This window comes from Rhodococcus mengyinensis, assembly GCF_048381435.1.
Taxonomy (GTDB): domain Bacteria; phylum Actinomycetota; class Actinomycetes; order Mycobacteriales; family Mycobacteriaceae; genus Rhodococcus_F; species Rhodococcus_F opacus_D.
Window position 1 is genome coordinate 36,113 of the sequence record NZ_JBLWIT010000094.1, and the last position, 21,580, is coordinate 57,692.

Below are 21,580 nucleotides of genomic sequence, written 5' to 3' on the forward strand. Positions count from 1 at the left end.
CGACGGGTCAGGCGGGGGTGAACCCGGCTCAGAAGTCCTCGTCGATGCAGGCCAGCCGGTCACCGGCCATCCCGGCCTGACCGGGACCGGTCATCGTGCGCTGCGCGTGCAGCACCACCGAGTGGGCCTCGTCGGGACGGAATTCCCAGTCCACGGTCGTCGACGCCTGCGCTTTCCCGCTTGGGTCGGTGGTGATGTCGAGCCAGATCTCGTTCTGCGGGTTCGCGTAGGCCGGATCCGTCGATGGCGATTCCGGGGTGGCCGCGGGGTCGACAGTGTTCTGGTAGTGCGGTCCCGAATCCGCCGGCGCCGGCCCGCACCGCTGCGTGTGCGCGTGCACCCCGAAGTCGCGGTTCGGGGCCAGACCGGTCGCGGTGAGGGTGACCGTGGTGCGGCCGTCCTGCTCCGAAGAGTCGACGGTCACGGTCGAGCCCACCGGGACGGCTTCCTCGTCGTAGGTGAAGGCGTTGTCGTCCTCGCCGACCTCCCCGGGCAACTGGAAGGCCGCACCCGGCGTGCCCGGCAGCGGAGTCGGGATATCGGTATCCGTCGTCGCTTGCAGCGACGTCGGCGGGGTCTCGACCGTCTCCGTCGATCCGTCATCGTCGCCGCATCCGGCGGCGACCAGGGCGGTCAGGGACAGTCCAGCGATCAGAGTGGCGTGTCGTATGGTCATGCGTCGGCGATTACCCCGCGATGGGTGTCGGCGAATCAGCTGACCTGACACCGCGGCAGCCACCCACTATTGGCAGGAGAGGTAACCGGACATTTCCACGACGACCCCCGAGGAGGTGACAGGTCCATGACCATGTTCCTCAGTGCCGTCCGCGGAATTCTCCTGAGAATGCAGGTTCCCGCAGTACACGATTTCGTCGATGCCACCCACCCGATATCGGGGGTCTCGGCACCCATCACTCGGTTTCGATGAGGGTCTGAGCGAGCGGACACCCGCACGCTCATGGCCTCCGCGGCTTCGGACCGATCTCCTCGAGGTCACCCGCCGTATGGGGCGTTGAGGGCGGCGCGGGCGTCGACGTGGCCGAGGGCGGTGACGGCGAGCACGGTCAGTCCGACCAGGAGGTCGTTGACGGTGGCGGGGGTGGCGTCGGTACCGGGACCGTGCCGAACACGAAGGGTGAGGCGATCAGCCATCCCCCGGCCAGCCCACCGAGCGTGGTGGCGGTCAGCACCCGCACCGGAACGGTGAGCCGGGCCAGGCCGAGGACGGCGAGCGCGGAACCGATCAGGATCTCGTTCCAGCGAGCGGCGGTCCAGAAGTCGGTGCCGGACTCGTGCCACAGGAACGGCGACATCGCGACCCAGACCCCGAACAGCAGGGTAATGGTGCTGACCATGCCGGGGGTCTGCGGGCCGGGGAGCCGTTGGTGCCAGCGGATGTTCTGGTCGGGGCGTTCGGCCGGACCGAGGATCAGGCGCTCGACCAGCCCGCGGTGACCGCGGGCATCGATCACGGGCAGGGGTCCGGTCGGTGGGTGGTGGCTGCTCATCATCTCGGGTTCCTTGCTGGTTCTCCCCCATTCGTTCGCTGGCCGGACATGTGGTTGCGCGGGCCGACCATCGGCGGGACGTCTCAGTGGGTGTCGACGACGACGGCGTAGGAGCCGACCCCGACCAGACGAACCCCGGCCACCTCCCCACACTCGCCGAGCAGGGCGGTGATCGCCCCGGAGCCGGGATCGAAATCGACGTCGGCGACGGTACCCAACTCGTTTCCGGCCACGGTCAGCACGCGTTTGCCGACCAGGGTGTGGTCCTTGCCGGACAGCGCCGCGATCGCCGCGTCCGGTTCGCCGACCGCGTCCGGCCCGCGCACGATGACCGCATCGTCTCCGAACGTGCCGATGCTCGCCCACGGCACGATGGTGCCCGGCCCGGACGTTTTCACCTGCACCGCCACCACCCGGCGCCTGGCCGGATCCACCACGAAACCGGCGACCTGCCCGACCGTGTCCGCGGCGTCGGAACCGACCACCTGCCGGCCCACCGCAGCGGAATAACGCATCAGCGTTCCCCTCTCAGGTGCGCCCGGAACGCCGCGACCGCGGCACCGAACCCCGCCAGGTCATCACGCACGAAACCGGTCGCGCTCGCCGGCACCATCACATGCTCCCCGGACGCGGCGAGGGTGTCCGGCAACGGCAGCAGCACCTTGGTTCCCTTGTGGCCGAACGTTTCCGACATTTCCGACACCTCCGATCTCGACGCCTCCGATGATTCGATTTCGTAGCCGACGACGTCACACCGCCCGTTCGCGCCGTCGACCTCGACGATCACATCGACCACGGCGCCGAGGGCGGTGCCGGTGTCGGTGAGCACCTCCGCGCCGAGGACGTCGCTGCCCGATCCGCGGCGGGACGAGGCGCGCTCGAGGACCCCCGCCAGCGGGGCGAGGGCATCCTCGTCGGCGATCATGACCGCATCGGCGCCGAGCGCGGCCACCGCATCCCACACCAGTCCCCGATCGAGGGGGCCGGAGAACGGCCCCCGCCCGGCGAGGGTGAACCCGGCGACCTCGCCGCCGCCGGCGGCGTAGACGATGTCTTTGACCTGGGCCACGGCCTCACCCGCCATCGTCACCACCGGGCGGGTGGTGATCTCACTGCACCGCATCAGCACACTCATCACCGGCCCCCGCCCCCGCCGTCCCCGGCACCCCCGCCGGGATCGGAGTCGGGATCGGCGATGATGACCCCACCGGACCGGCGGCGGGCCTGCACGGCAAGCAGGACACCGACAATCACCGCGACCACCGCCACGACCAGAATCAGCCAACCCCACCACTGCATCGGGTCACCCCTTTTCCGGGCCGCGGCGCACCGGATGTCCGGTCGGTTCCGCTGCGCGAGGGAGATCTCTCGGATTCTCCCTGAGTTTACTCCCCGCGACGTGCGGTTTCAGGCGCCGTTCCCCGGGTTCGATGGGGATCGCCGCAGGTAGACGCGCCACATCCCGGCTGGAGCCGACACCGCATAACCACAATCCGCGGTGATCTCGGTTGCCTCTCCCGGCCAACCGAGATCACTACACCCACTGCGGGTCGCCAAACCCGTCGCGGGCTGCCGAACCGGGCGCGCAGCGACGGCTACTCCTGGACGGAGCGGCCATCGGATCCGCGAACCAGCCCCGGGCGGAGCAGGGCGGACCATACTCGGGGCATGGCAGGCTGGATGCTCTCGCACGGGACCGAGACCATGCTGCTGTTGTTGCTGGCCGCTGCGATTCTTGCGGCCCTGGCGGTGTGGGTGATCTTGCGCTGACCAGAACTCCGGGGACGAGTGGGCACACACGGTGACTCTCGGTGTGCCGGAGGCCATCCCTCCACCCCGGCGATCGGCGGTCAGGAGGTGAGGACCTGGTCACCGTCGGCGATCCACCGGATCCAGCCGCCCTCGAAATTTGTTTGCCGCCCGCCGGGGATGTCGAACTCGTCGGAGGTGGGGAACCCGAACCGGCCGTTCTCGAAGCCCTGCCGACCCCATTCGGCGAAGATCGCCCCGTACACCGGGTGGGTGCCCGTGGGAGCGAAATAGATGTTGCCCTGCTCGAATCGGTTGAAGCGGCCGACCCCGTTGGGGGTGATCAGCTCCCCGCTGACCGGCCACCCGACCGCCGAGGTGGGCCCGCCGATCTCGGTGTACTTGGCCCCGATCTGACCGTAGACCTCCCAGGCGCCGGTCTCCTCGGTCCAGAACATCGCACCGTTGGCGAAGTCCTGCACCTGCCCGCCGTCACGGCCGGATTCCTGCCCGGTGCACCCGCCCAGCGGACCGTCCTCGCCCCCGATCGCGATGTAACGAGCCCCGATCGCCCCGTGCGGCAGACAACAGGCGCGTTCGTCGGTGGAGTCGCATCCCCCGAGGACCGCCACAACCACGACCAGGAGCACCGGTAGAACCAGTCTCCGCAGCATCCACCGCCACCTCCCCATCCACGATCGCGCCTGAGGTCACGTGTCGGGCCTGAGTAAATTTGTATGTCACAGGCGTACCCGAGCACGGCCGCGACAAACCCCGCCAGGTAGAGGTCCCGCCGTGGCGGAATCTGACTTCTCGTGGCACAGCTGTGACGGATCCGCCGTCGTTGTGAGACAGACCCATTCCGAGTGGGACGACGCGGAGAACATTCAGGAACGATCGACCGCCAGGCCACCAGGATGATGCCGTTGGCGTGTGCTCTGCCGTACTGCTTCTAACATTGGTCGTATGGAGGGCACGGGGCCGTCCTCGATACCGCTCGGAGATCTGCTGAACTCGCGGCGCCGACGAACCTACGTCGGCCGCGAGGGTGAGCGTGAATTGGTCCGGGCCAGGCTGGAGTCGGCCGATCCGCAGTGGTCCGTGCTGTACCTGCACGGTCCCGGAGGGATCGGGAAGACCGCACTGCTCGACATGCTGGCGGAGATCGCCGAGGATCTGGGCGCCACGGTCGTCCGGCTCGACGGCCGCGACCTGTCCCCGTCCCCCTCCGCCGTCCTCGCGGCGTTGAGCGACTCCGTCGAGGTGCCCGACACCGGCGCGATCACGTCCGCGCAGGAGCGGCTCTGCGTCCTCGTCGACAGCTATGAGGTGCTGGGGCCGATCGACGAGTGGATGCGTACTCGGTTGCTGCCGCGGCTACCTGCGACGGCGCTCACCGTGATCGCGGCCCGGACACCGCCCAGCCCCCAATGGCGGGCCGACGCGGTGTGGAGTGAACTGTTGCGGGTCGTGTCCCTGCGAAACCTCACCCCGACGGAGTGCCGGGAGTTTCTTCGCGCGGTGGCGGTGCCGACGCAGTTGCACGAGCGGATCTGCCAGGTCACGCATGGGCATCCGCTGGCGCTGTCGTTGCTGGCCGACGTGGCATCCCGGGGCGGCGAGGTCGCCGCCGATCCGTTGACCCCCGACCTGATCGGGGTGCTCATGCAACGGTTCATCGAGGTGGTGCCGAGTCCCGTGCACCGCCGGGCGCTCGAGGTGTGCGCCCTCGCCCGGGTGACCACCGAGTCCCTGTTGCGGGACGTCCTCGAACTCGACGACGCGCACCAGGTGTTCGCGTGGCTGCGGCAGTTGTCGTTCGTCGAGGCTGGCCCGGAGGGACTGTTCCCGCACGATCTGGCTCGCGACGTCGTCGACGCGGATCTGCGGTGGCGCGACCTCGACTCCTACACGGAGGTGTTCCACCGCGTGTGGCGGCACCTCCGTCGCCGGTTGACCTCGCGTAGCGGGCGCGAACAGCAGCGCGTGATCTTCGACCTGAAGTTCGTGTTCCGGAATCTTCCCGGGGTCCTGTCCCCGGTGGACTGGGAGTCGTGGGGCCACCACTACCCGGAGCCCGCACGCGCGGAGGATCGCGACACGATCGTCGAGTTGGTTCGCTCCCACGAGGGGGCGGAGTCGGCGGAGATAGCCGCCGCGTGGTTTCGGCGCCAACCGGAGGGGTTCTACATCGTGCGCCGTCCCGACGGCACGGCCCGTGGGTTCTTCGGTCTGCTCGATCTGAGCCGCGCGTCCGCCGACGACATCGCCGCGGATCCCGGTGCCGCGGCTGCCTGGGACTTCGCCCGCGCCCAGTCGCCGCCCAGAGAAGGGGAGACGGTCACCCAGACCCGGTTCGTCATCGACGCCACCGCCTATCAAGACCCGTCGCCCACGTTGAACGCGATCCCGATCATGACCATGCAGCGGTACCTGTGCACCCCGAGGCTGTCCTGGGACTTCCTCACCCTGGCCGAGCCGGACCGGTGGAACGAATATTTCGCGGTCGCCGACCTTCCGCGGGCCGGGGGCGCCGATTTCGAGGTCGGTGCGCGCAGGTATGGGCTGTTCTCACACGACTTCCGTCGCGTCCCGGTGGATGCCTGGTTCGAGCAGGTCGCCGTCCGCGCATTGTCCGAGAATCCCGCTGCACCCAAGCGGTCGGGGCCGCAACTGCTGGTGCTGTCCCAACCCGAGTTCGAGCAGGCGGTCCGGCAGGCGCTGCACGACTGGCGCCGCCCCGACCTGCTCCGGCGGAATCCGTTGATGCGCACCCGGGTCGTGTGCGACCGCGGCGGCGCCGAGCCGGATGTCGCCGAACTGGACACCGTGCTCCGCGACGCGGTGGACGCCCTGGCCGACGATCCCCGCGACGACAAAATGGTACGTGCGGTCGACCGGACGTATCTGCGCCCGGCCGCCACCCAGGAGGCCGCCGCCCAGATCCTCGGGTTGCCGTTCAGCACGTATCGGCGCCACCTCACACAGGGGGTTGCGCAGATCGTCTCGTGGTTGTGGGATCGCGAAATCTACGGACGTCAGGAGTGAACACCATCGAGCAGTAACCGGACTGGTGAATGAGCACCGAATTGTCGCACCCTTCTCGTAGTTGTCGTCATTTGCATCGAGGAGGCTCCCATGACAACTTGGATCGGTCACCGAGCAGTGGTGCTCGGCGCCAGCATCGCCGGCCTACTCGCGGCCCGGGTGCTGTCCGAGGCGTATGTGCAGGTGGTCGTGGTGGATCACGATCATCTCCCGGGTACGGCGACCCCGCGCCGCTGCGTGCCCCAAGCCCGGCACACCCACGTGCTGATCGAACGCGGTCAGCAGGTCCTCGAGGAGCTGTTCCCGGGCTTCACCGACGACCTGGTCGCACGTGGGGTGCCGACACTGGACAACCTGCGCGACGTGCGATGGTGCCTGAGCGGGCACCGGTTTCCGCAGCCGGAGAGCGGGATGACCGTCGTCAGCGCCAGCCGACCGTATCTGGAGGGCTACGTGCGTGCCAGGGTGAGCGAACTGCCCGGTGTCACCCTCGTGGACCGCTGCGACGCCGCCGGCCTGACCATGACGCCCGACCGTCGCCGCATCACCGGGGTCCGTGTGCTTCGACGGGCCGACGGCAGCGCCGAGGAGGTCCTCGACGCCGACCTGGTCGTCGACGCGACCGGGCGGGGTTCACGCTCGCCAACGTGGTTGGCGGAGATGGGTTTTGAATCGCCAGAGGAGGAGAAGGTCCAGGTGGGTCTCGGCTACACGACCCAGATCTACCGAGCCCCGGCCCCGGGTCTGGGTAATGACCTCGGGGTCGTGATCGGTCCGGCGCCCGATGCTCCGCGGGGCGGCGCCGTGCAACTGCTCGAGGGGAATCGCTTTCTGGTGACGCTGATGGGAATGCTCGGCGACTATCCGCCCACCGATCCGGACGGCTTTCTCGACTTCGCCCGTACCCTACCGATCCCGGATCTCTGCGACGTGATCCGGGACGCCGAGCCGCTCGAGCGGCCCCGGTCGTTCCGGTTTCCGGCGAGCGTCCGCCGGCGGTATGAACGCCTGTCACGATTCCCCGCCGGACTCCTCGTGACCGGAGACGCCCTGTGCAGCCTCAACCCGATCTACGCGCAGGGCATGACTGCCGCGGCCCTCGAGGCGATTACGCTGCGACGTCACCTGCAACGAGGCACCGAACCCCACCCACGTACGTTCTTTCGCGACGTCGCGAAGGTGATCGACGTGCCGTGGGACATGTCGGTCGGCGTGGACCTGGCCTTCCCGGACGTGATCGGAGCCCGCAGCCCGAAGATGCGAATCGCCAACGCCTATATTCCGCGTCTGCATGCGGCCGCCGCCCACGATCCCGTGCTCGCCACGACCTTCATCCGCGTCGCCGCCCTGGTCGATCGCCCGCAGCGGCTGCTGAGACCGGGCACCGTGGTCCGCGTTCTGCGGCAGAACCTGCGATCCAGCCGCCACGGCAGCCGCCCTGCCTCCGATCGGGCCACAACGACGTGCAGCCCAAACACCTGCTGACCGGAACGAAAGTCATCGGATGCGTGTACGCACCCACCGACTACGACGGCCCGCCCACCGTGCTCGGAGCGTTCGGCAACCACGCCGGTCCGCGCCGACACCGACGGCTTGCGCACCGAGCGCGGCTGCTACCTGATCGGCGCCGCCGACGCACCACGACGACCGGCTCAGGCTCCCGCGGCCACTGGACACCAACACCTGTCGAACCGATCTTCGGCCACCCGTCTCAGAGGCGCCGATCATGTTCACGCTCGGAGGGACTCTCACCGAGAGAGGAACACCTCTACCGCATCGACCACACTCACGAAGCGGGGAGAGCGAAAAAGGTCGAAGCTGTGCTGCGCCCCAGGAAGTTCGGCATAGACCACCGAACTGTTCGACGCCTCGCGCAGCTGACGCGCGAAGGGGCGCGCCCCTGCGACAGGCACATATGTGTCGTGCTCACCGTGGACGATCAGGAACGGCGGGGCATCCGGATGCACGAGGTCGCCCGGGCAGGACGCGGTGTCGCTGTCCGGGCCGAGACCGTAGTAGTAACCGTAGTACCCGTAGAAACAGCGTCCACAGTCAACGGGGCCCGCCCGACACGGTTCGGCAGATGCCGAGACCCAGCCAGCGCCGCGACCGAAATCAGGTGTGCCCCCGCGGAACTTCCTGCCAAGGCTACCCGGCCGGCGTCGCCGTCGTACTCGGCCGCGTGGTCGGCGGTCCAGGCCAACACCTTCTCGAATCCGTCAGGTGATCGCCGAAGGACGCTGTCGGTCGCAGCCGGTAGTTGGCGCTCACACACACCCACCCCTGGCGTGCCAGCCGATACAGCAGCAGGCGGGCTTCCTTGTCCTTGCGCCCGGAGAAATACCCTCCGCCGTGGAAGTACACGAGCACCGGCGCCCCCGGGTGCGGTGCCACCGGACTGTAGACATCGAGAAGGTTCCGGCGGCCGTACTCGCCGTAGCGGATGTTGCGTCGGTGCCTGACGCCCCAGGCACGCACGGCGAAGGGCACCAACACCGACCCCAGCACTCTCGCGGGACGCCCGCAATAACGAACGCGGTCCGCCCCGTCGGAAAAACCTGCCTCGCGAAGCGCCTCGGCGAGTACGCCGCGGGCGGCGAGACCGCGGGCGAGGATGACCATCAGCGCCGCGACCACCCCGCCTGCCACGGGCAGTGCCATCCTTCCCTCGCTGGTCACCAGTGTTGCGTCCCAGCGTGCCAGGGCAGTGGCCGCGATCATCCACATCATCGGATACAGCGGAAGCTCGTTGAGGGCGATTCCCATCCAGAAACTCGCCCGCGCCAACGGCGGTGTGCGGTGAGGGGCCACCAACGCGAAAAAGGTCGGGACGGCCAGCAGAAGCACCGTGATCAGATACCCCACGACGGCGCCCCGCGATCGGGTGAGTTCACTGTCCGCTCCTCCCCGTGGCCGTCGAGGCTGTCACTCCCGGCCACTCGTCATGCCAAGCCGAGCTCCGAATACAGGCGTGTCGCCCACGATAGGCAGCCAAGTCTCAGCATCTCTGCCGAACTCTCACCGCTGCCACCCTTTTCGCAGGTGGTTTCAACAGGTCTCGGGGCAGAGACCCCTCCCTCTTGGATGGGCAATCCCGACAGGGCCTTGGTCAGGCCGGCGTTGCGCGGGGCGGCAGCGTGCGGGTTGGTGGCGCCTCGAGCGGGAGTCCCGATGCGGTGAGGTCCAAGGCCGCCCGAGGCGCTCGAAAATGCCGGCGAAACACCCTCCCGCTGGCTTCGATGATGTGAAGTTGCGGGGTTCGCTGCTTCGTTCCGGACGGGAAAGGGTCCGGATGTCGGCACCGACCGGGCGAGGACTTCGCCGACGGACCGACAGTGAGAGTGACGCCGAAGAACAACGGCGAGCACGTAGATGAGCGCGTCCTCACACCGATTCGCTGTGCGACGTTTCGCGGCAGCACTGCGTTTCACGCTAGGGTGAAACCGGTGAGCCGGGAAGTCTGGTCGGCGGTCGTTGCAACCCGACCGGAAGGCACCGTATGAGTAGCACTCGATCGGCCCGGGCCCCGCTGTTTCCCCGCGGATCGTGGGCGGAAGCCTCGCGCATCGCGATCATCCTGCGGAAGGAAACCGTGGGTGGCGGCCTGCTGCTCGCGGCGACGGTGGTCGCGCTGGTGTGGGCGAATTCGCCCTGGTCCGGCGGTTACGACGCGTTGCGGGATTTCGCGGTCGGTCCGGCAGCGCTGCACCTGCATCTTCCGCTGGGCACGTGGGCGTCGGATGGGCTGCTGGCGATCTTCTTCTTCGTCGTCGGGTTGGAACTCAAACGCGAATTCGTCGCCGGTGATCTGCGCGACCCGGCCCGGGCAGCGTTGCCGATCGCCGCGGCGGTCGGCGGGATGGCGCTCCCGGCGGTGGTGTTCGTGCTGGTGAACCTGCGCACCGGGGAGGGTGCCCTGCGCGGCTGGGCGATCCCGACGGCCACCGACATCGCGTTCGCGCTGGCGGTGCTGGCGGTGATCAGTACCCATCTGCCGTCGACGTTGCGGATTTTCCTGCTGACGTTGGCGGTGGTCGACGACCTGCTGGCGATCACCATCATCGCCGTGTTCTACACCGACCATCTTTCCGTGCCGGCGCTGGTCGCCGCGGTGGTGCCGTTGGCCGCCTTCGGGTTCGCGGTCCAACGGCGGAACCGGTCCTGGTGGCTGCTGATCCCGCTGGCGGTGCTGACCTGGGGGCTGGTGCATGCCTCCGGGGTGCACGCCACGGTCGCGGGGGTGTTGCTCGGCTTCACGGTGCCGGTGATCCGCAGCCGGGCCGCCGGGGGGCCGGAGGCCGGTCCCGGGTTGGCCGAGCATTTCGAGCGCCGGATCCGGCCGATCTCCGCCGGGTTCGCGGTGCCGGTGTTCGCGTTCTTCGCCGCCGGTGTCACCATCGGCGGGGTTTCGGGGCTGCGCAGCGCGGTCGAGGATCCGATCACCCTCGGCATCGTCGCCGGCCTGGTCCTGGGGAAAACGGCCGGGATCTTCGGGACCACGTTCGTGCTGTCCAAGTTCACCAGGGCCACCCTCGACTCCGGGTTGCGGTGGATCGACGTCCTCGGTCTGGCGATGCTCGCCGGGATCGGGTTCACCGTGTCGCTGCTGATCGGGGAACTCGCCTACGGCGGGGCGAGCCTGCGCGACGATCACGTCAAGATCGGGGTGCTGGTCGGGTCGGTGATCGCGGCGCTGCTCGCCGCGATCGTGTTGCGGATCCGCAACCGGGTCTACCGGCTGATCGCCGAGGAGGAAGCGGTCGATCTGAATCGGGACGGAGTTCCGGACGTGTACGAGTCCGGCGGAGGTGACCGGCCGTGACCGGAGACGGTGAGTGCGGTGAAGACCTCTGATCCGGCCCGGCCGGTGCTCCCGCGCCGCGTCGCCGTCGCCCTGTGGACGTTCCTCGGATGCATGGCGCTGCTGGTGGTCGGGCCGAGCCTGGTCGCGGTGTACACCGATGCGTTGTGGTTCGGTGCGGTCGGCTACCGCAGTGTCTGGGGCACGATCGTCGTGACCCGGCTGGTGCTGTTCGCCGGGGTCACGGTGGTGGTGGCGGCGATGCTGTGGGGGGTGCTGTGGTGGGCGTTTCGCGCCCGGCCGTTGTTCACCCCGGAACCGTCGGGCGACGACTGGCGGCGCGGGTCCCGGGCCGCGGTCCTGTCCCATCCGCGGCTGTTCGCGATCGGGGTGCCGGTGCTGCTGGCGTTGCCGTTCGGCGCGCATGCGCAGGCGAATTGGGAGACGGTGCAGCTGTTCCTGCACGGCTGCAGCTTCGGCACCACAGATGCCGAGTTCGGTCACGACATCGGCTTCTGCGTCTTCGATCTGCCGTTCTACCGGCTGATCCTGACCTGGTTGTTCGTCGCCGTCTTCCTGGCGTGGGTGGGGAGCGGTTGCGTGCACTACCTGTTCGGCGGGATCCAGGTCTCTCTTGATGCCGGCAAGACTAAAATCTCCCGGCCGGCCCGGATCCAGTTGTCGGTGCTCGGCGGCAGTTTCATCACCCTCAAGGCCGTCAGCTACTGGTTCGACCGGTACACGCTGTTGTGGAGTGACCGCAAGGAACCGACATTCGCCGGCGCCGGATTCACCGACATCAACGCGGTGCTGCCGGCACGGATGATCCTCGTCGCGATCGCGGTGGTGTGCGCGGCCGCGTTCTTCGCGGTCCTGGTGACCGACGATCTGCGGATTCCGGCGATGGCGACGGCCCTGCTGGTGCTGTCGTCGATCCTGGTCGGGGGCATCTTCCCCGCCGTGGTCGAGCAGTTCTCGGTCCGCCCGAACGCCGCCGACCGGGAGAGCCCCTACATCGAACGCAACATCGCCGCGACCCGGCAGGCGATGGGCATCGGCGCCGACCGGGTCGACTACCTGGATTACCCCGGAGTCGGCACCCGGTCGCCCGACAGCGTTCCCGCCGACCTCACCACCATCGCCACCATGCGGCTGCTGGACCCGAACGTCCTCTCCCGCACCTTCACCCAGCAACAGCAGCTGAAGAACTTCTACGGCTTCACCGATACCCTCGACCTCGACCGCTACACCGTCGACGGCCGGGTCGGTGACTACGTCGTCGCCGCCCGCGAGTTGTCCCCGACCAGCCTGAGCGGCAACCAGACCCAGTGGATCAACCAGCACACCGTCTACACCCACGGCAACGGCTTCGTCGCGGCGCCGGCGAACCGGGTCAACGCCCCCGTCCGCGACGCCGCCGGGCAGGCCGCGAGCAGCGACAGCGGCTACCCGATCTACCTGGTCAGCGACATCGCCTCCCAGGCCGCCGGCGACCAGGTCATCCCGGTCGACCAACCCCGCATCTACTACGGGGAGAAGATCGGCGCCGCCGAACCCGACTACGCCATCGTCGGCGGCGCGGACACCACCGCGCCGCGCGAATACGACACCGACACCTCCCGTTACACCTACACCGGTGCCGGCGGCGTCCCGATCGGGAGCTGGTCCCACCGGCTCGCCTACGCGGTCACCTACGCCGAACGCAACATCGTCTTCTCCGGCGTCATCGGCGACGACTCCAAGATCCTCTACCGCCGCGATCCGGCCACCCGCGTGCACTACGTCGCCCCGTGGCTGACCACCGACACCAACCCCTACCCCGCCGTCGTCGACGGGCGGATCGTGTGGATCGTCGACGCCTACACCACCGCCGACCACTACCCCTACGCCCAACCCGGGGCGCTGCGCGAACCGGGCACCACCGGCACCGGCCTGATCCAGCAACCGCCGCAGGTGTCCTACGCCCGCAACGCGGTCAAGGCCACCGTCGACGCCTACGACGGCACCGTCACCCTCTACCAGGTCGACACGACCGACCCGATCCTGGCCGCGTGGATGAGCGTGTTCCCCGGCACCGTGCAGCCCCCGGAGGCGATCCCCGACGAGCTGCGCGCCCACTTCCGGTACCCGGAGGACCTGTTCCGCCTCCAGCGCGGGCTCCTCGCCAAATACCAGGTCGACGACCCCCGGGAATTCTTCACCACCAACGCCTTCTGGTCGGTGCCCACCAACCCCACCGCCGACACCAGCGGACCGCAACCGCCGTACTACGTCCTGACCGGCGACCGGGACACCGCGCAGCCCTCGTTCCGCCTGACCAGCGCCATGGTCGGCTTCAACCGCGAATTCCTCTCTGCCTACCTGTCGGTGCGCTCGGACCCCGAGAATTACGGCCGATTCGAGATCCTCCGGCTGCCGACCGACACCCAGACCCAGGGCCCGCAGCAAACCCAGAACTCGATGATCTCCGACACCCGGGTCGCCTCCGAACGCACCCTGCTCGAGCGCTCCAACAAGATCCATTACGGCAACCTGCTCACGCTGCCGATCGCCGACGGCGGCATCCTCTACGTCGAACCGCTGTTCACCGAACGATTGACCAGTTCCGCGGAAGGATCGACGTTCCCGCAACTGGCCCGGCTGCTGGTCAGCTACCGCGAACCCGGCACCGGCGGCGTCCGCATCGGCTACGCCCCCACCCTGGCTGAGGCCCTCGACCAGGTCTTCGGCCCCGGCACCGGGGAGGCGGCACTCGCACCCGCCCGCGCGGGCGCACCCGCGCCGCCGCCCCCGTCCGTCGCACCCGCGCCCTCGCCGGGGCAGCCCGCCGCCCCACCGAGCATCGATGCGCTGACCGCCGCGGTCACCGAACTCGACGACGCCCTCGCCGCCCTGCGGCAGGCCCAGCGCACCGGTGACTTCACCGCCTACGGGACCGCCCTCGACCGCCTCCACACCGCGGTCGATCACTACCGCACAGCCGGCGGCAGCCCCCGCTGAGAAAGGAGCAACCATCATGCCGCGCCTGGTCCGAACCGTGCTCGTCCTGCTCATCGTGGCCGGACTCGGCTTCGCCGTGTTCCAGGTTTTGCGCCACGATCCGGAGCACCCGGAACCCCACCCGCTCGCCGACGCGGTGTTCGTCATTAGTGGCCGACCCACCACCTGCGCCGACCTGCTCACCCACCCCTGCGACTACACCCTGCAAACCCAGTACAACCAATGGGGAGCACGCCTCGAGCAGTTCCTCACCACCAGCCCCCTCGGCCCCTACGCCGACCGGATCGGGTTCGCCGCCTCCGCGAAACTGAGCCTGCAGGCATGCGCACTGTCCCGAACGGTGGGCAAGACGTTCCTGGAATTTGTTGCCGTCGCGCACGTGGACCATCCCGACGCCACCAGCCCGGAACTGTTCCCGTTCTGGAACCGCACCCGGCAGAGCCTGTGCCCATCGGTGTGACGTACGCACGATGACGGAACCCACTTCTGGTTGTGCGCGGTGTGGAGCCGGGCCGGCCGCCTTCGCGGCATCGCCCACGCCGCCGTCAACGGCGGGACCGCGAGACGGCGGGTCTTGAACCCCCATAATGTTAGCGACTAACATTATGGGGTGTCGAAGTCCGCCCGCACACGGTCTCGGATCCAATCGACCGCGATCGCCCTGTTCACCGCGCAGGGCTACGACGCCACCACCGTCGACCAGATCGCGGCGACCGCGGGTGTCTCCCAAATGACGTTCTTTCGTCACTTCCCGACGAAAGATGCTGTGCTGCTCGATGACCCGTACGATCCGGTGATCGCGGCGTGCGTGGCCCGCCAACCCTGCTCGCACAGCGCGCTCGAGCGGGCGTGTGACGGGCTGGCGCAGGCCTGGCGCACGGTGCCCGAAGCAGACCTGGGGGACGTGCGGACCCGCATGCGGATCGTGACCTCCCACCCCCGGCTGCGGGCGCGGATGTGGGAGACCAACCTTGTCACCCAGCGGGCCATCACCGATGCCCTGCGGGCGTCCGGGGCGGGCCGGCTCGAGGCCGAGGTCGCCGCCGGGGCGTGCATGGGTGCACTGTCGGCGGCATTGACGGATTGGGCCGAGAGCGGCACCGGCACTCTCGGCGAGCGGATCACGTTCGCCTTGACCGCGCTGGTGCCCGGCGCCGGGCGCATCACCGCGCACGCTTCGGTGACGCCATGACAGTCTCCGGCGCGGTGGTGCTGCAGTGCACCCGGGCCAGCAAGCGTTACGGCGGGCGCCGCGCCCTCCACGAGGTCACCGTCGATCTGCGCGCGGGCGAGGTCCATGCCCTCGTCGGCCTCAATGGTGCCGGGAAGACGACGCTGATGCGGTTGATGCTGGGCACGATCCGGGCCGACGAAGGCACGGTCACCGTGCACGGACACGATCCCTTCACCATGTCGGCGCGGCACTGGACGGCGGGCACCTGATCGAGATGCCGCTGGCCTACCCCGAACTGACCGTCGTGGAGAACCTGCGCATCGCCGGGCGCCTCGCCGGACTCTCGCCCACGGCGGCGCGGACCGCCGCCGACCGATACACCACCGAACTCGTACTCGCCCCGTGGGCCCACACCCGGGCCCGCAAGCTCTCCCTCGGCAACCGGCAGCGTCTCGGCCTCGCTGCCGCCCTGATCGCGGAGCCTGACCTGCTCATCCTCGACGAACCGACCAACGCCCTCGACCCCGCCGGAATCATGCTGGTCCGCGAGCTGCTGCGCCGCACCCGCAGCGCGGGCGCGGCCACCTTCGTCTCGAGCCACCACCTCGACGAGGTGGCGCGGGTCGCCGATCGCATCACCGTGATCAACGAGGGGCGGCTCATCGGCACCCTCGCGCCGACGGGCATCGACCTCGAGCGGCGGTTCTTCGAACTGGTCTACGCCGACACCGAGGCCACGCCGTGACCGGGCGGGCCGAGCTCCGCGCCGCGCTGTCGGTGGAGTGGCTCAAGTTCCGCCGCGCCCGCCCCGCCCAGGTCACCACCGTCTTCCTGGTGGCCGGTGTCACCGCGCTGTGTGTGCTGACGGTGCACCCGCCGGCCGGCGGCTCCTCGCTGACCGCCGCCAAGGCCCAGTCGATCGGCGGTGAGGGCGGCTGGGCCGGTCTGTTCACCGCGGCCGACACCATCATCGCGGTGGCCGGACTGCTGGGTTTCGGGGTGATCATCGGCTGGGTCTTCGGCCGGGAGTTCACCGACGGCAGCGTCAACGGGATCTGCGCCGCACCGGTCTCCCGGGCCGCGGTCGCCTCGGCGAAACTGGTGATCCTGACGGCCTGGGCGGTGGCCACCGCCGTCGGCCTCGCCGCCGCCCTGGTCGGCGCGGGCCTGATCCTCGACGAAAGCGGTGAACCCGACCTCCGCACGCGGGTTGGGAAATTTCTGCTCGTCGCCGCCTCGACGGCCGCGCTCGCCCTTCCGTGCGCCTGCGTCGCCACCCTCGCCCGCGGCTACCTGCCGGCCGTCGCGGCGGTCATCGCCGTCGTCGTCCTCGCCCAGATGGCGGTGCTGACAGGAATCGGCGGATGGTTCCCGTTCTCCCTCCCCGGCCTGTGAGCGGCGGACACCGGCACCGTCCCCGCCGCCCGACTGCTGCTGGTCCTTCCGATCCCCGTGATCGGCGCCGCACTGACCCTGGTCACCTGGCAGCGGCTCGCCCTGTCCCGCTAGGGTGCAACCTCAACGCTCGGGTACGCCCGGTTCGGGACCGCCTCCCGCGGCCGCAGCGGCAACGGCCCTACAGTGAGAGAAAGCCCCTCAACCGAACCGACCCACGCGCCCGACACCGTTCACCTCGCACCGATCCCATGCCGCCCCTGCGCCCCCGTCACCGCACCACCGTCGCCGACTTCAGCGACGAGCGGCGCCGCGCGCGGTTGCGGCAGACCCGGACCGGCCACCGGTGGGTCCGGTTCGGCCGGACCCGGCGGACGCTGGTGTGGCTGGCGATGTGGATCCTGGTACCGGCGCTGTGCGCGGGCAGTGTGTATTTCATGCACGACGTGCTGCCCGAACAGGCACGACTGGCAACCACCCAACCGCAGATCCACTCGGTCTACGACGCCCAACACCCCACCCAACAGAGCACCGCGGTCGTCGAACTGGTCGGACTCGGCAATCTCGATGCGACCCGCACCGCATCCTCGCTGCCCGCCCTCTCCCACATCGGGCAGGTCTGGGCGGTGCGCTACGACAACAGCGGTATCGACACCAAGGTGATCAGCACCCTGATCCGCGCACAGGCCCACGCCCAGGGCGTCGACGCCGTCGTGCTGTCCGGGCACAGCATGGGCGGCGTCATCGCCCTCGAAATCGCCGACCACCTCTACCGCGACACCGATCTGACCGTCGACGCGGTGATCCTCGACTGCACCCCACTCGATCTGCACGCGGTACGCGCGCGGAGCCGGGACGCCGGCGAAAACCTACTGCGGTGGATCGGCTGGATCCCCGGCGCCCGCGAAAGCCGAGTGCTGCGCCTGCTCGTCGAAACCGCCGCCCGCCAAGACCGATTCGTCGATCACTCGACCTGGTACCCCCGTATCGACCCGGCCGAACTGCGCGAGGTCCTGCGCGAGGTATTGCGCGACAAGATCCTCTCCCGCCGGGCCGCGAGCAACGGACTGGTCGAGTCCCAGTTCACCGTCATCGTCGCCTCCGGCGCCATCGACAACCTGAACGCACTCGCCCACCCGCGCGAGGGGAAACCACGGCCCGCGATCGTATTCCTGCGCCCCCGCGTCGCCGCCGCCGACCAGGTCGTCGACGTCGACTACAGCCAGCACATCCTCATCGACCACTCCGGCGGACCGGACGGCACCCTCCTGGTGGTCAAACTCGACGGCACCGGCCACGCCAACCCCAACCAGCACCCGGGCACCTACAACGACGCGATCGCCAACCGCATCCTTCCGTTCCTCCGATCCACCCTCGACACCCCCACCCCATCACCGACCGCCGTCGGCGAACCCTGACCCCTCATGGCCCCTGCCGACCTGCGGAAGCGCTGGTAGACCGGGCGGCCTCCACGTGGCGGGGCGCGACGAACACCTCCGGAACCCACCGCCCCGCCCGTTCTCTCGCTACCAGGGATTGCCGATAGACCTGAACATGCATTTGTCTGTTGCCAGGGCGCGCATTGCTCCCCGCCAACCCCACACTGGACGACGTCGCCCAAGTGCGACTGACGAATGGTAAGGAACGCCTGGCTTCCACCGTCCGCTCCGCCCTGCATCCGTGGGTTCCCGTCGCCGCCGAACACACCCGAGAATGCTCATCTCCGGCGAGTCGAGCATCCCCGCCGCATCCACCCTGATCGAGCCACGTCTACCGGCTCGTGGCCGGACTCCGCCCCGCCGCACCACTTCCCCGCACATCCTCCTCGTCTCTCCTCTCCTCACCTCTGAAGAAGCGTCGAACAGCCGTTTTCCGCAGGGTTTCCCTTTGCTCCCACCACCCGCACCCCACCATCGAGCGAAGAACCCCCAGCAAAGATTGCTCGACACAATAGTTGTAGGAGGTTTCCCCTGTCGGGGGTCGATCCGAGCACGGGTCTGCCGGAAAACGGGTAGTTCGATCGCACCCCGGTTCCGGACAGAAGAACTCCCGCGCAGATCGTCGTGGCTTCCGTCGGCCGCGCGGACGTGAAAACAGGCGGTTCGGCAGGATTCTCGCGTCGAGACGCTTACTCCGGTGAGAGCATGACGGGTATGCGACGACGTTGGCCGGCCGCACCCCCACCGCCCGAATCCGGTGCGTCCGTACACAGGCGGGCAGTTCTGGCCGCCGATCTCGGAATCACCGTCGAACTCACCGCCCTGCTCCTCTACCCGGACGGTGTGGAACTGTGTCTGGCGCTCACGGCCTACGGTCACGCCGCCCGACAGGCACGCTTCGAAACGCGGCACCTGACCGATCCGCACGACCCGTGCGCGCAGTGGTCGTTCCTCCGGACCGAGGTGCGCTACGGCACCCTGCACGGCGAAGCCGACCCCTACCAGGCCCCGATCCTGTCGTTCGGAACAACTCGACTGACCGACTTCCGCACCACGCCGAGGTATTGGATCGGCGGCGGAGCACCGACACCCGCATCGCTCACCGTGACCGTGGACTGGACCCGGATCGGCCTGGCTCCGACCACCTCGACCGTCGACGTCGGATCGGTATCCCATGTCCCGCCATGACAGTCCGCCAACACGTTGCCCCGTTACCTTATTCACGGTCCTTCACAGAAGGGCTACGGTCGCCAGACCCGGTATGACTCCTTGCCCCTGTCTCTCGCATGATCCGGGGGGTGGTGTCGCCGGGTGTGGTGGCGTCGACGGACCGCTGATAGGGACACGGCCAACCGAAATTGGGTAGGTCTCTTTGTAACGTGGGTGCCGGGCGTCGATGCCGGATCGGCGACCGGCCGACCGAGACACAAGGGACGACCCCTGAATGGACTCGAACTATGCGGTGTACTGCGGCATCGACGTCGGCAAAGGCGAACACCACGCCGTCGGACTGACCGCCGCCGGAAAGAAGATCTACGACAAGGCGTTGCCGAACGACGAAGCGAAGCTGCGGGCGGTCTTCGACCGCCTGGCCAGCCACGGATCGGTGCTGGTGGTCGTCGACCAACCCAATACGATCGGCGCCCTGCCGGTCACCGTGGCCCGCGTAGGCGGCCACGAGGTCGGCTACCTGCCCGGACTGGCGATGCGCCGCATCGCCGACCTGTACCCCGGACAGGCGAAAACCGACGCCCGAGACGCGTTCATCATCGCCGATACCGCCCGCACCATGCCGCACACCCTGCGCCGGGTCGATACCGGCGACGAGGCCCTCGCCGAGCTTGAGGTCCTCGTCGGATTCGACGACGACCTTGCCGGTGAGGCCACCCGGGTCAGCAACCGCATCCGAGGCCTGCTCACCTCCATCCACCCGGCCCTCGAGCGGGTCCTCGGCCCCCGCATCACCCATCCGGCGGTGCTCGAGATCCTCTCCCGCTGCGGCGGGCCGGCCGGAATCCGGCAGGCCGGCAAGCGCAAGCTCACCGCGATCGCGGTCAAGCACGCACCCCGCATGGGCGCCAGGTTGGCCACCGACATCCTTGCCGCCCTCGACGAGCAGGCCGTGGTGGTGCCCGGCACCGCGGCCGCCGAAACCGTTCTCCCCAAACTCGCGGATTCACTGAAAGAGACCCTGTTACAACGCAAAGCGGTCGCCGCGGACGTGGAGAGGGCCCTCGATGACCACCCTCTTTCCCCAGTCCTGACCTCGATGCCCGGCATCGGCGTCAGGACAGCAGCTCGGATCCTGATCGAGGTCGGCGACGGCTCCGCCTTCCCCTCCGCCGCGCACCTGGCGGCCTATGCCGGCATCGCACCGGTCACCCGAAAATCGGGATCCTCCATCCGTGGCGAGCACCCCGCCCGCTCCGGCAACAAGAAACTCAAACGCGCCCTGTTCCTGTCCGCCTTCGCCACCCTCCACGACCCCACCAGTCGCGCCTACTACAACAAGAAACGGGACGAGAAGAAGAAACACAACGCGGCCCTGATCTGCCTCGCCCGACGCCGCTGCGACGTCCTCTACGCCATGCTTAAGAACAAGGAACTCTACCGGAATCCAACCCCCTCAGCGGCTTGACGAAAACCATAGGGACACCCCCCGAGAACAGCCGCGGACGCGACGCCCGAGACCTCCTGCCGCTCCCCCGGGGTTTCCGCGGCACCACCACGACAAAGGTGTCACTCTGGTGCGCCGACTGTCGGTGCCGCGTTCACGACCATCAAGATCGGCGATCCGCCCAGTGGCGGGCCACACCGACCACCCTGAACGACTACCGCCGAAACCCCGCTGGCACCCCCACCTGCCGACCCGCACACGAACTCGACGGACCGGCTACGCCGGTGGCGGATACGGGTACACGTAGCCGGGCGCCCAGTACGGCACATACCCGTAGTGCTCGTAAAGGCGCTGGTAGAAGTCGGCCACCGGCACCACCTCCGGGTCGTAGGGGTCGCTGCCGGCGACGTGTCCCTTGGTCCGGTCCAGGTGTACTGTGCCGTCCTCGATGCGGGTGATCGCGTCCACCGGCACCAGCCGTTTCGTCTTCCCGAGCCCGAGAAATCCTCCGGATCCGATCCGGAGGAACCGCACCTTGCTCTCGGCTTCGTCGATGATCAACCCGTCGATGGCCCCGAGTTCCCGTCCCGCACGGTCGTAGACGCGGCGGCCGCGAATATCTTCGGCGGGATGCTCGAGCATCATCGCGGCGTCATCCAGATCGATCAGCGTGCGCTGGTTCTCGTTCTCTGCCATCTGTCTCACTCCCATACCGTCTGTCCTACTACCGCTTGTCGACGAGCCCACCTCTGCGGCGGCGCAATTCACGCCGCACCGGATTCCCGAATCACCGTGCCACCAATCCCGGACACTGTGGTGAGAACGCCACAGCAACTGTTGGTGTGGCAC

Annotated in this window: 20 protein-coding genes and 1 pseudogene; 12 read left to right on the forward strand and 9 right to left on the reverse strand. The window is 68.7% G+C overall.

What is annotated here, in order from left to right; genetic code table 11:
* Nucleotides 1–28 precede the first annotated feature (28 nt).
* From ACNJ7E_RS18195 to ACNJ7E_RS18220, 6 genes are all read right to left on the reverse strand, one after another.
* Nucleotides 29–676, reverse strand: a complete 648-nt coding sequence (locus ACNJ7E_RS18195; RefSeq protein ID WP_418340623.1) for a superoxide dismutase family protein — start codon at nucleotides 674–676, stop codon at nucleotides 29–31.
* Between the two features lie 388 nt (nucleotides 677–1,064).
* Entirely contained in the window at nucleotides 1,065–1,511 is a 447-nt protein-coding gene (locus tag ACNJ7E_RS18200) for an SPW repeat protein (protein ID WP_418340624.1), read from the reverse strand.
* Between the two features lie 80 nt (nucleotides 1,512–1,591).
* The gene (locus ACNJ7E_RS18205; RefSeq protein WP_418340625.1) at nucleotides 1,592–2,023 is read right to left on the reverse strand and encodes a PRC-barrel domain-containing protein; all 432 of its coding nucleotides are present in this window, start codon (nucleotides 2,021–2,023) and stop codon (nucleotides 1,592–1,594) included.
* Nucleotides 2,023–2,643: a PRC-barrel domain-containing protein gene (locus ACNJ7E_RS18210; RefSeq protein WP_418340626.1), complete on the reverse strand. Its 621-nt coding sequence runs from the start codon at nucleotides 2,641–2,643 to the stop codon at nucleotides 2,023–2,025. Before ACNJ7E_RS18210 ends, ACNJ7E_RS18205 begins: the two co-directional genes overlap by 1 nt.
* Nucleotides 2,643–2,807 carry a hypothetical protein gene (locus ACNJ7E_RS18215; RefSeq protein WP_418340627.1) on the reverse strand — a complete coding sequence of 55 codons (165 nt, stop codon included), beginning with the start codon at nucleotides 2,805–2,807 and terminating at the stop codon, nucleotides 2,643–2,645. Before ACNJ7E_RS18215 ends, ACNJ7E_RS18210 begins: the two co-directional genes overlap by 1 nt.
* 551 nt (nucleotides 2,808–3,358) lie before the next feature.
* Nucleotides 3,359–3,931: an LGFP repeat-containing protein gene (locus tag ACNJ7E_RS18220; RefSeq protein ID WP_418340628.1), complete on the reverse strand. Its 573-nt coding sequence runs from the start codon at nucleotides 3,929–3,931 to the stop codon at nucleotides 3,359–3,361.
* A gap of 292 nt (nucleotides 3,932–4,223) precedes the next feature.
* On the opposite strand from ACNJ7E_RS18220, the gene ACNJ7E_RS18225 reads away from it, so the two are divergent.
* Both ACNJ7E_RS18225 and ACNJ7E_RS18230 read left to right on the forward strand, forming a co-directional pair.
* Nucleotides 4,224–6,305, forward strand: a complete 2,082-nt coding sequence (locus tag ACNJ7E_RS18225) for an ATP-binding protein (protein WP_418340629.1) — start codon at nucleotides 4,224–4,226, stop codon at nucleotides 6,303–6,305.
* Nucleotides 6,306–6,395: 90 nt separating this feature from the next.
* Complete coding sequence (locus tag ACNJ7E_RS18230; protein WP_418340630.1) at nucleotides 6,396–7,790, forward strand: FAD-dependent oxidoreductase; 1,395 nt, start codon at nucleotides 6,396–6,398, stop codon at nucleotides 7,788–7,790.
* 263 nt (nucleotides 7,791–8,053) lie between these two features.
* Here the strand turns inward: ACNJ7E_RS18230 and ACNJ7E_RS18235 are convergent, their stop codons facing one another.
* Both ACNJ7E_RS18235 and ACNJ7E_RS18240 read right to left on the reverse strand, forming a co-directional pair.
* Nucleotides 8,054–8,272, reverse strand: coding sequence for an alpha/beta hydrolase family protein (locus ACNJ7E_RS18235; protein ID WP_418340631.1), 219 nt, complete (start codon nucleotides 8,270–8,272; stop codon nucleotides 8,054–8,056).
* A pseudogene (locus tag ACNJ7E_RS18240) lies at nucleotides 8,245–9,071 on the reverse strand (alpha/beta hydrolase). Before ACNJ7E_RS18240 ends, ACNJ7E_RS18235 begins: the two are co-directional and overlap by 28 nt.
* Nucleotides 9,072–9,804: 733 nt before the next feature.
* On the opposite strand from ACNJ7E_RS18240, the gene nhaA reads away from it, so the two are divergent.
* The 10 genes from nhaA to ACNJ7E_RS18290 all read left to right on the forward strand — a co-directional run bounded on the left by nhaA (nucleotide 9,805) and on the right by ACNJ7E_RS18290 (nucleotide 20,752).
* Nucleotides 9,805–11,127 (forward strand): Na+/H+ antiporter NhaA, encoded by a 1,323-nt coding sequence (gene nhaA / locus ACNJ7E_RS18245; protein WP_418340632.1) that lies wholly within the window; start codon nucleotides 9,805–9,807, stop codon nucleotides 11,125–11,127.
* A gap of 18 nt (nucleotides 11,128–11,145) precedes the next feature.
* Nucleotides 11,146–14,106, forward strand: coding sequence for a UPF0182 family protein (locus tag ACNJ7E_RS18250; RefSeq protein WP_418340633.1), 2,961 nt, complete (start codon nucleotides 11,146–11,148; stop codon nucleotides 14,104–14,106).
* Nucleotides 14,107–14,122: 16 nt separating this feature from the next.
* Nucleotides 14,123–14,566 (forward strand): hypothetical protein, encoded by a 444-nt coding sequence (locus ACNJ7E_RS18255; protein WP_418340634.1) that lies wholly within the window; start codon nucleotides 14,123–14,125, stop codon nucleotides 14,564–14,566.
* Nucleotides 14,567–14,716: 150 nt separating this feature from the next.
* On the forward strand, nucleotides 14,717–15,298 hold the full coding sequence (locus ACNJ7E_RS18260; RefSeq protein WP_418340635.1) for a TetR/AcrR family transcriptional regulator: 582 nt from the start codon (nucleotides 14,717–14,719) through the stop codon (nucleotides 15,296–15,298).
* Nucleotides 15,295–15,549 carry an ATP-binding cassette domain-containing protein gene (locus ACNJ7E_RS18265; protein ID WP_418340636.1) on the forward strand — a complete coding sequence of 85 codons (255 nt, stop codon included), beginning with the start codon at nucleotides 15,295–15,297 and terminating at the stop codon, nucleotides 15,547–15,549. Before ACNJ7E_RS18260 ends, ACNJ7E_RS18265 begins: the two co-directional genes overlap by 4 nt.
* 5 nt (nucleotides 15,550–15,554) lie before the next feature.
* A complete protein-coding gene (locus ACNJ7E_RS18270) occupies nucleotides 15,555–16,025 on the forward strand; it encodes an ATP-binding cassette domain-containing protein (protein WP_418340637.1) in 471 nt (156 codons plus the stop codon).
* Nucleotides 16,022–16,675: an ABC transporter permease gene (locus tag ACNJ7E_RS18275; RefSeq protein WP_418340638.1), complete on the forward strand. Its 654-nt coding sequence runs from the start codon at nucleotides 16,022–16,024 to the stop codon at nucleotides 16,673–16,675. The genes ACNJ7E_RS18270 and ACNJ7E_RS18275 overlap by 4 nt, the downstream gene beginning before the upstream one ends.
* Before the next feature lie 251 nt (nucleotides 16,676–16,926).
* A complete protein-coding gene (locus ACNJ7E_RS18280; RefSeq protein ID WP_418340639.1) occupies nucleotides 16,927–18,093 on the forward strand; it encodes an alpha/beta fold hydrolase in 1,167 nt (388 codons plus the stop codon).
* A 735-nt stretch (nucleotides 18,094–18,828) separates the two neighbouring features.
* Nucleotides 18,829–19,302, forward strand: a complete 474-nt coding sequence (locus ACNJ7E_RS18285; RefSeq protein ID WP_418340640.1) for a hypothetical protein — start codon at nucleotides 18,829–18,831, stop codon at nucleotides 19,300–19,302.
* A 256-nt stretch (nucleotides 19,303–19,558) separates the two neighbouring features.
* Nucleotides 19,559–20,752, forward strand: a complete 1,194-nt coding sequence (locus ACNJ7E_RS18290; RefSeq protein WP_418340641.1) for an IS110 family RNA-guided transposase — start codon at nucleotides 19,559–19,561, stop codon at nucleotides 20,750–20,752.
* A 255-nt stretch (nucleotides 20,753–21,007) separates the two neighbouring features.
* Here the strand turns inward: ACNJ7E_RS18290 and ACNJ7E_RS18295 are convergent, their stop codons facing one another.
* Nucleotides 21,008–21,427 (reverse strand): PRC-barrel domain-containing protein, encoded by a 420-nt coding sequence (locus ACNJ7E_RS18295; protein ID WP_418340642.1) that lies wholly within the window; start codon nucleotides 21,425–21,427, stop codon nucleotides 21,008–21,010.
* Nucleotides 21,428–21,580 lie beyond the last annotated feature (153 nt).

Excerpts from the sequence above, each read along its gene's own strand:
- ACNJ7E_RS18195 (WP_418340623.1), bottom strand. The coding sequence starts at position 676 with ATGACCATACGACACGCCACTCTGATCGCTGGACTGTCCCTGACCGCC.
- ACNJ7E_RS18200 (WP_418340624.1), bottom strand. The coding sequence starts at position 1,511 with ATGATGAGCAGCCACCACCCACCGACCGGACCCCTGCCCGTGATCGAT.
- ACNJ7E_RS18205 (WP_418340625.1), bottom strand. The coding sequence starts at position 2,023 with ATGCGTTATTCCGCTGCGGTGGGCCGGCAGGTGGTCGGTTCCGACGCC.
- ACNJ7E_RS18210 (WP_418340626.1), bottom strand. The coding sequence starts at position 2,643 with ATGAGTGTGCTGATGCGGTGCAGTGAGATCACCACCCGCCCGGTGGTG.
- ACNJ7E_RS18215 (WP_418340627.1), bottom strand. The coding sequence starts at position 2,807 with ATGCAGTGGTGGGGTTGGCTGATTCTGGTCGTGGCGGTGGTCGCGGTG.
- ACNJ7E_RS18220 (WP_418340628.1), bottom strand. The coding sequence starts at position 3,931 with ATGCTGCGGAGACTGGTTCTACCGGTGCTCCTGGTCGTGGTTGTGGCG.
- ACNJ7E_RS18225 (WP_418340629.1), top strand. The coding sequence starts at position 4,224 with ATGGAGGGCACGGGGCCGTCCTCGATACCGCTCGGAGATCTGCTGAAC.
- ACNJ7E_RS18230 (WP_418340630.1), top strand. The coding sequence starts at position 6,396 with ATGACAACTTGGATCGGTCACCGAGCAGTGGTGCTCGGCGCCAGCATC.
- nhaA (WP_418340632.1), top strand. The coding sequence starts at position 9,805 with ATGAGTAGCACTCGATCGGCCCGGGCCCCGCTGTTTCCCCGCGGATCG.
- ACNJ7E_RS18255 (WP_418340634.1), top strand. The coding sequence starts at position 14,123 with ATGCCGCGCCTGGTCCGAACCGTGCTCGTCCTGCTCATCGTGGCCGGA.
- ACNJ7E_RS18265 (WP_418340636.1), top strand. The coding sequence starts at position 15,295 with ATGACAGTCTCCGGCGCGGTGGTGCTGCAGTGCACCCGGGCCAGCAAG.
- ACNJ7E_RS18270 (WP_418340637.1), top strand. The coding sequence starts at position 15,555 with ATGCCGCTGGCCTACCCCGAACTGACCGTCGTGGAGAACCTGCGCATC.
- ACNJ7E_RS18280 (WP_418340639.1), top strand. The coding sequence starts at position 16,927 with ATGCCGCCCCTGCGCCCCCGTCACCGCACCACCGTCGCCGACTTCAGC.
- ACNJ7E_RS18285 (WP_418340640.1), top strand. The coding sequence starts at position 18,829 with ATGCGACGACGTTGGCCGGCCGCACCCCCACCGCCCGAATCCGGTGCG.
- ACNJ7E_RS18290 (WP_418340641.1), top strand. The coding sequence starts at position 19,559 with ATGGACTCGAACTATGCGGTGTACTGCGGCATCGACGTCGGCAAAGGC.
- ACNJ7E_RS18295 (WP_418340642.1), bottom strand. The coding sequence starts at position 21,427 with ATGGCAGAGAACGAGAACCAGCGCACGCTGATCGATCTGGATGACGCC.